Here is a 12526-nt window from a genome sequence, read left to right on the forward strand (position 1 = left end):
AAAAAAAAGCCCGATAGGCACTAGGGCATCGGGCAAAACGGACGTTACTGCTATTTTTGTAATTGCATGTTGGGACTTATTGCTGTGGCGCTACACCGGCAATTTCGATAACAACACGGCGATCTGGTGCCAGGCAGTTAATCAATTCTTGACGCGCAGTGACTGCATCACAGGTTGTTCCAGTGACTGGCTCACTTGCCCCACGGCCTTCAGCCTGGACGTTCTGAGCTGGCATACCTAAACGAACCAGTTCATTAGCAACGGCTTGTGCACGTTTAGCAGACAGGTCCAAGTTGTAGTCTTGCGAACCCAGACGGTCAGTAAAGCCAATCACCATAGTGGTTTTGTCTTTAGCTGCCTGAATTTCTGGACGGTTATAGAGATCACGTACCGCAGCTTCACCTTCAGCAGAAAGCACTGCAGAGTTGAAGGCAAACATCACGTCTGATTTCAGGTTGAAACGCTGTGGTTCTACTGGCGCTTCTACTGCTGCAGGCGCTGCTGCAACTGGAGCGGCTTCGGCACCAAAGCGGTAAACCACACCGGCAGTCACAGTGCTGACATCAGAGCTCACGCCAATTTGGTTAGAGTTACCCACGTTGCCAACCCATTGGTATTCCAGACGGCCAGCCCAGTTGTCATTGAACTCATATTCAGTACCGACAGCGGCCAGTGGGCGCACACCAGTTTCAAACTGGGAGTCACCATCTTGCTCAGTTTCAGCACGGTATGCAAATCCACCGGCACGGCCATAGATATCCCAGTTATCGGTGAAGCCATAGCTTGCTTTCATAGAAAGCTGCAAGCCCTGAGAACCCATTTTGGCACCGGCTACGCCGTTGTTGCCTTGAATCTGCATATTACCGAGATAGTCGTAGCCGCCTTCAACAGCCAACCACGGATTAATTTGATAACCTGCGAACACACCACCGCCAACATTGTCGCTGCTGGTTTCAAAGTCGGTCGCGTTGCTCACGTTATCATTGAAGTCATTGTCACCATTGCCATCGAAATAATGTGACCAACCTAATTTAGCACCGCCATACCAAGTATCGGTATCGGCTGCGGCATTAGCGTTCGTTACCGTGAAGGCGTTGAGTGCGATTAACGCAATAAGAGTCTTTTTCATCATAATCCTTGAAGTCGCTTCTGGGAAATTGCTCAATGGTATTAACATTCAAGCGACGGATATTATTCATGTTCCTCGTCAGAAGGAAATTGAACTTTATTTATTTTTAAATGAAAAAGGATTAGATAAAATCATTGCATAAACTCCCCCACAAAACTAACATCACATCAATAATTAGCCTGCTTTAGAATTTTTCAGGTAAATTGATGACATCTAGTAAATAACCACCACGTCGAATATCAATGTAACCGCCGTTCTTTAAAGCAAACATGACATTCAGAATACTGCTACGTGATAAGTGCGTTCTTTCCTGGATGTAATCAAGAATTGAAGTTCTTAATCGAGATTCTTCCGGCAAGCGATTCATCTCAATAAGATGACCACGAATAATGGAATAAGTGCGTTGCTGCACGACAACGGAATCACGATAGAAAAGATGGGTTGTGTAATAAGCGAGAATGATCGCCACATCTTTCCACAACCCTTCTTGAGTTATTATTTCATGCGCCTGGCTGGCATCCAGACGCAACATGGTACACTCGGTTTCTGCACGCAGAATATGGCTACGCAAAGGCTGAATGCTTTCTGCAATACCGAACAAATTCTGACCAGAGACCGTGGCAATAACCAGACCATCCGTTGCGCGCAGCACAGAAATTTCGCCTTTCTTGAAGACGTAGAACTGTGGGACATCTTTATATTCCCAGTTAATCCGCTTGCGGGGGATGATCTCCATGGGTGTTCCATAGGGCTCAAGGACGGTCAACAGGCGCTGGATGGCGGCTTCTGGTCGTGTGGGAGGAAGTATAATCATTTTTTTTCCTGAGATGGCTCACTATACATGCAGGTTCCTTGAAGTATATACCACGCCAAAGACCTTAGCGGGGGCGCACTACTCTGAAGCTTTTTACGCTTACATACAATCATGTATTGAAAAACTAAAACACCTTTTTGAAAAAAAAATTTACAACCATTTTCGTGATGAAAAGAAGTGTAATTTCTTATTTTTTCTCTTGCACATTATTCTGGTTTTGTGCAATTAAAAAATCACTAGAAATTTAAATTTAAACAAATTAAAAGTGGTACCACGCACACCTTCTCATTAGTGTCTCCGGACATTTAATCACGGAGCACCAAACTATGATCCTGGACTACCTTGCCTTAGGCGCTCTTATATTTGTGGGACTGACGCTTTTCTATGGCATTATTGTTGTGCACGATATCCCTTATGAAATCGCGGTGCATCGCAATCATCCACATCAAGATGCTATTCATGCAGCAGGTTGGGTGAGTTTATTCACACTGCATGCAATTTGGCCATTTTTGTGGATCTGGGCAATGTTATATCGCGAAGATCGTGGTTGGGGATTTGCGACTAAAAACCATGAGTTAGAGGCGCTACGTGAACGTCTGGCTCAACTGGAAGCTCAGCACAAAAATAACACAGCAAATCATCAGTAACCGAATTATTGAGCAGGATTCATTGTGGATTTATTACTTATTCTTACATATACCGCAATTTGTGTCGGTATATTTAAATTCTTTAAAATTCCATTAAATAAATGGAGCGTTCCTACTGCCGTATTAGGTGGGATTATTCTTATTGGCTCCCTGCTGTTATTAATGAATTACAACCATCCATACACTGAACGTGCTCAGATGGTTACCGTGACAGTGCCTATTATTCCTGAAGTGTCCGGAGTGGTGGTCGAAGTGACCCCTAACGCCAATAAGATGCTGAAAAAAGGGGATTTCCTGTTCCGTATTGACCCGACCGCCTATCAGGCAAAAGTCGAGTCAATCAAAGGTGAAATCGAAAGCGCTGAGAAAAACGTTGAAATGCTGCAAGCGCGCCTGGCATCCGAAAATGCCGATATCGCTCAGGTGAAAGCACAACGTGATTTAGCCATGAAAGATGCTGACCGTTACCGCAGTGGCAGCCAGGACAGAATGAAAAGCCCGTTTACTGACCAGGAAGTGGTTCGCGCGCAGCAAACCTATCTGGCAGCACAGGCGCAATGGCGCTCGACCTTATCGAAGAGGGACCAAACATCCGCTGAACTGAGCGCACTGGTTAATGGCGAAAACGCCGTCGTGTACCGACTGAAATCCAACCTCAAAGAAGCAGAATATTTCCTTGAGAGAACCGTAGTACGCGCCCCTAGTGAAGGCTACGCGACGCAACTGTTCCTGAAACCAGGCATGTTCGTGCGCCCGATTCCGCTACGCCCGGTGATGGTGTTCGTCCCTGACCAGAAAACCAGTGTTTATGCTGTCTTCCGCCAAAACTCAGCCCTGCGTTTAACCGCGGGTGATGAAGCTGAAATGGTGTTTAATGGCCTGCCAGGCAGCGTCGTGAAAGGAAAAGTGAAACAAATCCTTCCGGCGATCGCCAACAGTAGTTACCAGGCGCAAGGCCACTTACAAGGTTTAAGTCTGGATCCCAAACTCGACGGCATCTATGCAGAAATTGAGCTTAACAACGTCAAAGATGTAGAACGTTTACCGGCCGGTACCATGGGACAAGTTGCCGTGTATTCGGATTATTTCGAACACGTTTCCATTATCCGCAAAATCTTGCTGCGTATGACCAGCTGGATGCACTACCTGTATATCGATCATTAATTTGAGGTGAAAAAAGGAGCCACCCCATGCAGAAAGCCAAAATGTTGACACTTTTCGCCGTCGTTATTCTGACGTGGGGTAGCACCTGGCTGGCGATGAAATTCGCGCTAGTCAGCATGCCACCGATTTTTGCCACCGGCCTACGCTTTTTAAGCGCAGCGCCACTCCTCTTGTGGCTATTGAAGATCACTCGTTCATCGCTGTTATTCCCACCAGGCCACCGTATTTTCCAGTTCTGTGTGTTCCTGTTCTGTTACTGCCTGCCCTTCACGCTGGTGCTTTACGGTGAGCAGTACGTCGATGCCAGCAGTGCGGCAATTATCTTTGCCGTGTTGCCGGTTGCCGTTCTGCTGATTTCTATCGTAGTGCTCAACGCCCCTGTCAGCCTGTTACAACTCATGGGTTCGATGCTGGCGCTACTCTCACTGTTTTGCTTGCTGCGAGAAGAAGCCAGGATGAGCCTGAGCAACAACTGGAAAGGGTCATTAGCCGTCGTTCTTGCCGTTTTCATCCATGCTTTTATGTACGTTCAATGCAAGAAGCGCAGTTGCCAGGTTTCGCTTTCCACATTTAACGCGCTGCCGTGCCTTGCCGCAGGGTTAATCCTCACGCTGATTGGTGTGATAGTGGAAAAACCGCTGATTGAAAATATTACCTGGCTGTCTTTTGCCTCGATTATTTACCTTGGCATTGTGGCTGGGGTGTTCGGAATTTTGTGTTATTTCTCGCTGCAAAAACGTATATCGACGTTCAGTACCTCGTTGGTATTTATCTGTTTTCCGGTTATTGCCGTGCTACTCGAATGCCTGGTAATGGACAGCGTCTTTTCACCGACATCCTGGATTCTGCTCGCCGCGATGCTTAGCGGTGTCTTTTTCTCTTTAATACCGGTTGAGAAGAGAAAAAGCGTTTCAACCTCACAACAACAGTGGAACTAGCACGATTTTTTCTGCGCCATATTTACAACTCATTAATAGCTGTTAAAAATGGATATTATTTGAACATAAATATGGTCAATGTCAGAAGATATCCTCAGGCAACAGATCCAGAACCTCAAAAAGCATAATGCCCGTCTCAAGAGAATTGCGCATGACTCACGCAACAAGCTGAGTGCAACGCTCGACGGGACAGGTTTGTGCTTGTGGCAACTTGATATTAGCAGCGGCAAACTGGTTATTTTCAACCGCCGTTGGGGTTCCATGCTGGGTTATCGGCCCAAAGAACTTAGCGCTCATTTTGATGTGTGGCGTGACCATCTGCACCCTGAAGACAAAGAAATGGTGCTCGCCGCGTTTTATAACCATCTCGAAGGCAAAGCCCCCTGGTACGAAGCGCTGCACCGTATGCAGGCTAAAAATGGCACCATCACCTGGGTGCTAGACCGTGGACGAGTGACCGAATGGAGCGATGACGGTAAGCCATTGAAAGTCACCGGTACCCACATCGACATGACCAAAGAAAAGCAGTACGAGGAACAGCTGGCGAAGCTCGCCAACCACGATCCGCTCACCGGTCTTGCTAACCGCCACTCGCTGCATGCACAGTTTGATTTGTTAAAAAAACTCGGCCCGCTATCAGTGGCTTTTATCGACCTTGATGATTTCAAAAACGTTAACGATACCCTGGGGCATCGCAGCGGCGACGAAGTTCTGTTGCAGCTCAGCCAGCGGTTGTCCGAAGCCTGCCCGCCAGAAGTGACCATTGGGCGAATCGGTGGCGATGAGTTTATCCTGCTGATGCCGTGGACGCTGGAGAGTGCAGCAATCCAAACCACTGCCCAGCACTGCCTGGATGCCGCTATCACGCCATTTGAGTTGAGCAACGGTTCGGCGACTGTCGGCGCATCAATTGGCATTAATGAGTCCTGGGCCAACGACAATTTTGCCGATGCGGTAATTCGTGCCGACGAGTCGATGTATTTGATTAAGCGCACTGGTAAGAATGGGGTGGTGCTGGGTGCGAGGGTGGTGAGTCAGGCCTAAAACAACCCTCACCCCAACCCTCTCCCTGAGGGCGAGGGAGCCGACCGAGATTGCCTCGGTTTTCCCCCTCTCCTGGGGGAGAGGGCCGGGGTGAGGGTATCCCCTCTAAACCAAATACTGATTAAACCAGGCAATAGTCCGCGTCCACGCAAGATCCGCCGCCGCTTTGTCATAACGCGGGGTCGAATCATTGTGAAAACCGTGATTCACACCCGGATAAATATACGCTTCATAAACTTTCTGATTGGCTTTCAGCGCCGCCTCATAAGCAGGCCATCCTTCATTAATGCGCGAATCCAGCTCCCCATAATGCAGCAATAATGGCGCTTTGATGCGCGGCACATCTTCCGCTTTTGGCTGGCGTCCGTAGAACGGAACCGCTGCAGCTAATTCCGGATACGCCACCGCCGCAGCATTAGCGACACCGCCGCCGTAACAAAAACCAGTCATCCCGACTTTCCCTGTCACCGCATCGTGGTGCATCAGGAACTCAATCGCGGCGAAGAAATCATTCATCAGTTTGGTGGGATCAACCTGCGATTGCAGCTCGCGCCCCTTTTCATCATTGCCCGGATAACCGCCGACCGAACTTAAACCGTCTGGTGCCAGCGCGATAAATCCTGCCTTGGCAACACGCCGCGCCACATCTTCGATGTAGGGATTAAGCCCACGGTTTTCATGCACCACCACCACGCCAGGCACTTTACCCGCCGCTTTTGCCGGCCGCACCATGTAGGCTCTCACCTCGCCATGCCCTTGCGGGCTGGGGTAGCGAATATATTCAGCCACAATATCCGGGTCGGTAAATTCCACTTGCTGTGCGAAGGCATAATTTGGCGTCAGCAAAGTCCCCAGTGCCGCCGCCGCAAGCCCGCCGACCACAAATTTCCCCGCAATGTCGAGAAACTCACGTTTGCTGATTTTTCCGTGGACGTAGAAATCGAAGTATTCGAGTAATTCAGGAGGGAAATCTTTTGCGGTCAGTCTGGTCATTTGCAGGCCCTTTATCGGTAAAAGATGGATAAATAATGGCCTGCATTTGACGATTTTGTAAACTATCTGCGCGTCACGTTCACTCGCCATATCCCAAAGCACACCAGCACCAGCGCCAGGGCGTAACGCCATTCGAGAATACTTTCTTGCAAGAAGATGGCTGAAAGCACCGCACCCGATACCGGAATCAAGAAGTTAAACGGCGCAATCATTCCCACGCGGTTGTGTTTGAGCAGCAAGCTCCACAACGCAAAGGCCACGGAGGACAGCAACGCCAGATAGCCAAGAATCGCCACCGACTCCAGGCCATGAAACTCAAGCCGCCCGCCGCTTGCGTAGCCGCCAACAGTCAACACCACGCCACCGATGGCCAACTGCCAGCCTGTCATGATAGTCGGGTCGATGGTTTGCGAAATGCGCTTCCCATACAGCGAAGCGGCAGAAAGAATAAACGCTGCCAGCACCACGAAACCGTCACCCATCCAGCTAAAACTGAAGTCCATCAACTGGCTGTTGAAGTTCACCACCATCACACCGGCAAAACCCAGCACACAGCCCACCACTTTGTTAATACTGAGCTTGTCGTTTTGATAGATAAAATGCGCCAGCAGGACACTAAAGAAAGTGCCAGTGGCATTCATAATTGAGCCTTTCACGCCGGTGGTATAGGCGAGGCCAATGTAAAAGAAGATGTATTGAATGGCAGTTTGCGTAACGCCGAGCAACGCTAGCTGCGAAAACTGGTGGCGGGATAAACGCGCAATCGGCTTGCCTTGCAGCATCGCGAACGCCAGCAATAAAAGCCCCGCGATGACAAAACGATAACCGGCGAAAACAATTTTGCCCGCTAAATCGTCGGTCGCTATCTGAAAAATGTCATAACCATTTTTAATTGCCGGGTAAGCACTTCCCCATAACAAGCAACAAAAAGCGGCTCCCATCCATGCGAATTTCTTATTAGTGACCCGTCCTAAATAGCGTTGACACATTTAACTCGCAGGCAGAGGAAAATGTGATGAACCAATATGTTAAACGCACACAACGCGATTACCCTCTATCCTTTAAACTGGCCGTTGTCGAACAGGTCGAAAAAGGGGAAATGACTTACCGTCAGGCGCAAGACCGCTACGGTATTCAGGGTAGCCACACCGTCATGACGTGGTTGCGCAGATACGGTCAACTCGACTGGCACTCCCCCTCTCTCGCAAGAAAGTGCGGAGCTACTATGCCCAAAATACCTCTTACTCCCGAACAACGGATCAAAGAACTCGAGCAGCAACTGGCTGAATCAGAAATAAAAGCCCAGTTTTTTGAAGCTGTCGTGAAGGTAATGAATACCGAGTTCGGAGCCACACTGACAAAAAAGCAGTTGGCCACCTTATCACGCAAGCACAAACGCCGGGACTCACAGTAATGCGTGCTTGCCGGTTCATGGGGATCAGCCGACAGGCGTGGTATCAATCCCTGCAACGTGAGCGCGGAAGAGAAAGACAGGCGCAGCATATCGTTGAACAGGTGACGACCATCCGGCTACACCAGCCCCGGCTGGGGACACGTAAACTGCATTATTTATTGCGACAGCAACCAGAGCCGGCACTCCATGTCGGTCGGGATCGTTTGTTCCAGATACTGCGTGGCGCACGATTACTGGTAATACCGAAACGGGCGTATCACAAAACGACTCAAAGCCATCATCGCTTTTATCGTCATCCTAACTTATTGAAGGCGGGAGAAAATCAGGTTGTTGCCAGCCGCCCGGAGCAGGTGTGGGTCGCGGATATCACGTACATTCCCCTGCGTAAGGGAACGGCGTACCTCAGTCTGATAACAGACGTCTGGTCGAGAAAAATCGTGGGATATCATGTGCATGAAAGTCTGCATACCCATCATGTGGCTAAGGCGTTCAGAATGGCGCTGGTCAGCAGGCGTACAGCACATCCACTGGTGCATCACTCAGATCGGGGTGTGCAGTACTGTTCAACAGAATATCAGGCACTACACCAACGCCATGGGGTCATCTGCTCGATGACAGACGGGTATGACTGTTATCAGAATGCGCTGGCGGAACGGGTAAACGGGATATTAAAAATGGAATATCTGCTCGGGAAGCCAGAAGATATCGGACAGGCAAGAAAGATGGTCAGGGAGTCGGTGGAAATCTACAACACGCGGCGGCCACATCTGTCGCTAAAATACAAAACGCCCGATGAAGTTCATCGGGCGTTGTAAGGCCGAAAAGTGTCAACCTATAGCAGGACTAGTCATAGTAAACAGCGAAACGTTATTACTCACGCCCCTTCCCTTACCCAAAAATAAACTGTCGTTTCAGAATCGGCCATTATCCGTTAATAGCGAAAAATAGCGATAGTGCCATCCACACTTTGCGGCAGTGCGAATGGCACGACAGTGACTTTATTTTTCAGGGTAATGCGATGGGCGAGCTTTCGGGTGAACCGCAAAGTGCCCTGCCGGAGCATTTTCCACGGTCACAGGTGTGAGATGTGGAGCCTGTCTTCTCTGCGATTTATCGCGGAACATATAAACGATAAACGGCAGAATAAACACCAGACCGAAGCAGATAATCAGCAGACCGGCATAAATATCATGGGCGCTGCTGCCAGGCAGAGAACTCGGTGGAATAAACGAAACAAAGAACGCCAGCACTGAAACCAGCAGGCCAGAACAGGCGACGACCAACTTAACGGCTTTACCGCCAGGAATCTGGAAGTCACGTGCTCTGTCACGTTGATGAAGCACCAACTGAATGTATCCGAGGAACAGCATCAGGTAGCTACACAGATAAATCACCACCGTCAGCGACAGAGCAATCAGGAATGACATATTGCTGCCGCCACCAGTATTAGTGAGGACAACCAGTGCGAGAGTAGTGATGCATAACTGGGAAATCACCAGCGCTACTGGAACACCATTTTTATTCACTTTGGCAAAACGCGAAGGCAATAAACCATCCCGTGCGGTGACTAACATGCCGCGCGATGGGCCAACAATCCACGAGGCAATCTCGGCCAACACGCCCAGCATCAACAGCGCAGCAATAGCGCGAATCGCCCACTCGTATTCAGGCCCGTAATAACTAATCAGGGTACTAAAAGCCTGCATCACGCCAGCCGAAAGGTTGATTTCATAGTGCGGGATCACGGCGGCGACAGACAACCCACCAATGGAACTCAGCACAATGGCGGCAATGACCAGCAGGAATATCGCCAGCGGGTAATCACGCGCTGGATTATTCATCTCATTGACATGGGTTGCCGAGGCTTCAACACCCATATAACTGAGCACAAACGCCACAAACACCACTAACGTGCCAATCTGCGAAAAATCAGGGAAGAAGGTCTTCTCTGACATCTCAATCGCCAGCGGTTGCCCATGATAAAGCCACGCCACAGCCAGCAGCACCAGGACAATCGCCGGGAACAAAATCCCAAAGAAGAAACCGAATTTGGCAATAATCGCGGTATAGCGTGTCCCTTTAAATTGAGTCAGCGCCAGCCCCCACAAAATAACCACCGCCGCTACAGTTCTCACCAGCGGGTCGGTATTTAACGCAGGCCAACTCAGGATGTAAGAGAGAGCACCGAGCACAAAATAGAGCATCGGGATAAAACCGATGGCGATTTGCAAATAGCTAAAAGAGATTGCCGCAAAACCCCAGCGTTCCCCGAGCGTATTGGAAACCCATGCGTACAAACCACCTTCTTGCCAGCCCTCAACTGTGGCCATTTCAGCGGCACACAGACCAACGGGAATAAACCAGAAAATCCCGCCCATCAGCAGGAAGAAAATCAGGCTAAAACCTGAAGTGGCAAAAGTGGGATATTCATAAACGGCCATCACCATTGAAGCAGTAATGGCAAAAAAACCGAGCAAAGTGAGCGACTTTGCAGGGGCACTCGTCGTTGTACTGGACATAATCCTCTCCACATCAGCAGGTTTGAACCACCTGCCGATGTTCATTCACGATTAAATAAGAGAGCCGTAACAAACAGGCTCTCTGGTTGATTGATAAGAAAGGGGTTTATGCGTGGTTGAAGCCGCCCGCTTCCTCGGCAGTCAGCGAATGCGTGACAGGATTTTTTTCCAGTGCTGCGAGCGTGCGTTTCAGGTCGCTTATCAATAATTCGGCCAAATCGGTACTCATGCCATGGCGCACCAGAATGCGCTGCACCACTAGATCTTCGCGGTGAGTCGGCATGGAATAAGCAGGCACCTGCCAGCCACGGCTCCGTAAACGGTCAGCCAGATCGTACAGCGTGTAGCCACAATTGCGTTGGTCAGCTTTTAGCGTCCAGGTCAGTCCTGGAATGCCATTTTGCTGGTTGCCATCATAGATAACCTCGAATGGGCCGATAGCGGCGATTTCACGCGCCAGATACTGGGCGGTGTGATAACAGGCCATGTGAATTTTGCGATAACCTTCGCAACCCAGGCGCAGGAAGTTGTAATACTGAGCGACAATTTGCCCACCAGGACGTGAGAAGTTCAGCGCAAAGGTCGGCATATTGCCGCCGAGGTAGTTAACGTTAAAAACAAGTTCCTCTGGCAGATCTTGTTTTTCACGCCATACCACCCAACCGGCACCGAGCGGTGCAAGGCCGAATTTATGACCTGACGCGTTGATAGATTTCACTCGTGGCAGACGAAAATCCCAGTCGATTTCTGTGGCGCAGAATGGCGCCAGGAAGCCACCGCTGGCGGCATCAACGTGCATCGGAATATCCAGCCCTGTGCGCTCAAACAAATCATCAAGCGCATCGTGAATCTCTTTCACTGGCTCGTACTGGCAGGTGAAGGTAATCCCCAAAGTTGGCACTACGCCAATGGTGTTTTCGTCGATATATTTCAGCGCTTCTTCGGCTGTCATCATCAGACGGTTGCCTTCCAGCGGCACTTCGCGCAGCTCCACGTCAAAATAACGGGCGAATTTATGCCAGCAAATCTGCACCGGGCCGCACACCATATTTGGCTTATCGGTAGATTTTCCTGCCAGTTCACGGTGTTTGCGCCAGCGCCATTTCAGCGCCAGACCGCCCAGCATCGCGGCTTCGGAAGAACCGATAGTGGAACAGCCCATGGTGTCGGTGGCTGACGGAGAATGCCAAAGGTCCGCGAGCATGTTCACGCAACGCTGCTCTATCTCAGCAGTCTGTGGGTACTCATCTTTATCAATCATGTTTTTGTCGATGGAAAGATCCATCAGCTGGCGGATTTCGTCATCCACCCAAGTCTGGCAAAAAGTCGCCAGGTTCTGGCGGGAATTACCATCCAGCATTAATTCATCATGAATAGCATGAAAAACATTGCGTGGATTACTTTCGTTGACCGGAAATGCGTTTTTAGGCAGTGCGGTAGATAACTCTATCGAAGCATAAACATCGTCATTTTCATTTTCGACTGGCTGAATAAGTGTGGTCATAATAAATCCTCTATGGGTATCACTTAAGTTGATAATTCAATTAAGAGTGAATATGGAATTACTTAACGCTTTGGGTCAGCTCACCTAATTTAGCTTTCGGTGTTTTTTGACACTGTTTAAAAATCCTGGGTACTGACACGGTTTCGACTTCATGCCAATGGATATAATCGCCACCTTTAAAATCTGTATTTCTATTCACTACCCAAAAGGCGACTGGGGTCATAGATTTAGGGTTCATATCCATAAACTCCTGACAGGTCATATTTTGTGGTGTCGTTTCCTGAGTAGCGAAAGCACTATTCATAGTGGCTGAAAAAGCGGCAGCAGCAATAATTACCGAGACATAGGCTTTAATATTCA

The 12526-nt window shown here is 49.3% G+C and carries 11 protein-coding genes and 1 pseudogene; 5 read left to right on the forward strand and 7 right to left on the reverse strand.

Going from position 1 to position 12526, the window contains the following annotated elements:
- Positions 1 to 76 precede the first annotated feature (76 nt).
- Entirely contained in the window at positions 77 to 1129 is a 1053-nt protein-coding gene (gene ompA / locus D8682_RS13545) for a porin OmpA (RefSeq protein WP_121814485.1), read from the reverse strand.
- A gap of 184 nt (positions 1130 to 1313) precedes the next feature.
- The gene (locus tag D8682_RS13550) at positions 1314 to 1943 is read right to left on the reverse strand and encodes a helix-turn-helix domain-containing protein (protein ID WP_121814486.1); all 630 of its coding nucleotides are present in this window, start codon (positions 1941 to 1943) and stop codon (positions 1314 to 1316) included.
- A 326-nt stretch (positions 1944 to 2269) separates the two neighbouring features.
- Here D8682_RS13550 and D8682_RS13555 point away from each other — a divergent pair, with 326 nt between their 5' ends.
- The 4 genes from D8682_RS13555 (at position 2270) to D8682_RS13570 (ending at position 5736) form a co-directional block, all read left to right on the forward strand.
- Entirely contained in the window at positions 2270 to 2590 is a 321-nt protein-coding gene (locus tag D8682_RS13555; protein WP_202914393.1) for a DUF3302 domain-containing protein, read from the forward strand.
- Between the two features lie 24 nt (positions 2591 to 2614).
- Positions 2615 to 3754, forward strand: a complete 1140-nt coding sequence (locus tag D8682_RS13560) for an HlyD family secretion protein (RefSeq protein ID WP_121814487.1) — start codon at positions 2615 to 2617, stop codon at positions 3752 to 3754.
- 26 nt (positions 3755 to 3780) lie between these two features.
- Positions 3781 to 4692 (forward strand): DMT family transporter, encoded by a 912-nt coding sequence (locus D8682_RS13565; RefSeq protein WP_064540969.1) that lies wholly within the window; start codon positions 3781 to 3783, stop codon positions 4690 to 4692.
- A gap of 78 nt (positions 4693 to 4770) precedes the next feature.
- Positions 4771 to 5736, forward strand: coding sequence for a sensor domain-containing diguanylate cyclase (locus D8682_RS13570; protein WP_121814488.1), 966 nt, complete (start codon positions 4771 to 4773; stop codon positions 5734 to 5736).
- 105 nt (positions 5737 to 5841) lie between these two features.
- Here D8682_RS13570 and yghX read toward each other — a convergent pair whose 3' ends face one another.
- Positions 5842 to 6729 carry a YghX family hydrolase gene (gene yghX / locus D8682_RS13575; protein ID WP_121814489.1) on the reverse strand — a complete coding sequence of 296 codons (888 nt, stop codon included), beginning with the start codon at positions 6727 to 6729 and terminating at the stop codon, positions 5842 to 5844.
- Between the two features lie 62 nt (positions 6730 to 6791).
- The gene (locus D8682_RS13580; RefSeq protein WP_121814490.1) at positions 6792 to 7718 is read right to left on the reverse strand and encodes a DMT family transporter; all 927 of its coding nucleotides are present in this window, start codon (positions 7716 to 7718) and stop codon (positions 6792 to 6794) included.
- 26 nt (positions 7719 to 7744) lie between these two features.
- Here D8682_RS13580 and D8682_RS13585 point away from each other — a divergent pair.
- Positions 7745 to 8981, forward strand: a pseudogene (locus D8682_RS13585) (IS3 family transposase).
- 160 nt (positions 8982 to 9141) lie between these two features.
- Here the strand turns inward: D8682_RS13585 and gadC are convergent.
- The 3 genes from gadC to hdeB all read right to left on the reverse strand — a co-directional run bounded on the left by gadC (position 9142) and on the right by hdeB (position 12470).
- On the reverse strand, positions 9142 to 10662 hold the full coding sequence (gene gadC / locus D8682_RS13590) for a glutamate:gamma-aminobutyrate antiporter (protein WP_121814491.1): 1521 nt from the start codon (positions 10660 to 10662) through the stop codon (positions 9142 to 9144).
- 106 nt (positions 10663 to 10768) lie between these two features.
- Positions 10769 to 12166: a glutamate decarboxylase gene (locus D8682_RS13595; RefSeq protein WP_064540979.1), complete on the reverse strand. Its 1398-nt coding sequence runs from the start codon at positions 12164 to 12166 to the stop codon at positions 10769 to 10771.
- Between the two features lie 58 nt (positions 12167 to 12224).
- Entirely contained in the window at positions 12225 to 12470 is a 246-nt protein-coding gene (gene hdeB, locus D8682_RS13600; RefSeq protein ID WP_370090874.1) for an acid-activated periplasmic chaperone HdeB, read from the reverse strand.
- Positions 12471 to 12526: the final 56 nt, after the last annotated feature.

The sequence above is a fragment of the Buttiauxella sp. 3AFRM03 genome (assembly GCF_003675305.1).
In the GTDB taxonomy this organism is placed as follows: Bacteria; Pseudomonadota; Gammaproteobacteria; order Enterobacterales; family Enterobacteriaceae; genus Buttiauxella; species Buttiauxella ferragutiae.

Bases quoted from the DNA above. Each gene is read 5' to 3' on its own strand.
- ompA (WP_121814485.1), bottom strand. From the start codon at position 1,129: ATGAAAAAGACTCTTATTGCGTTAATCGCACTCAACGCCTTCACGGTA.
- D8682_RS13550 (WP_121814486.1), bottom strand. From the start codon at position 1,943: ATGATTATACTTCCTCCCACACGACCAGAAGCCGCCATCCAGCGCCTG.
- D8682_RS13555 (WP_202914393.1), top strand. From the start codon at position 2,270: ATGATCCTGGACTACCTTGCCTTAGGCGCTCTTATATTTGTGGGACTG.
- D8682_RS13565 (WP_064540969.1), top strand. From the start codon at position 3,781: ATGCAGAAAGCCAAAATGTTGACACTTTTCGCCGTCGTTATTCTGACG.
- D8682_RS13570 (WP_121814488.1), top strand. From the start codon at position 4,771: ATGTCAGAAGATATCCTCAGGCAACAGATCCAGAACCTCAAAAAGCAT.
- yghX (WP_121814489.1), bottom strand. From the start codon at position 6,729: ATGACCAGACTGACCGCAAAAGATTTCCCTCCTGAATTACTCGAATAC.
- D8682_RS13580 (WP_121814490.1), bottom strand. From the start codon at position 7,718: ATGTGTCAACGCTATTTAGGACGGGTCACTAATAAGAAATTCGCATGG.
- gadC (WP_121814491.1), bottom strand. From the start codon at position 10,662: ATGTCCAGTACAACGACGAGTGCCCCTGCAAAGTCGCTCACTTTGCTC.
- D8682_RS13595 (WP_064540979.1), bottom strand. From the start codon at position 12,166: ATGACCACACTTATTCAGCCAGTCGAAAATGAAAATGACGATGTTTAT.
- hdeB (WP_370090874.1), bottom strand. From the start codon at position 12,470: ATGAATAGTGCTTTCGCTACTCAGGAAACGACACCACAAAATATGACC.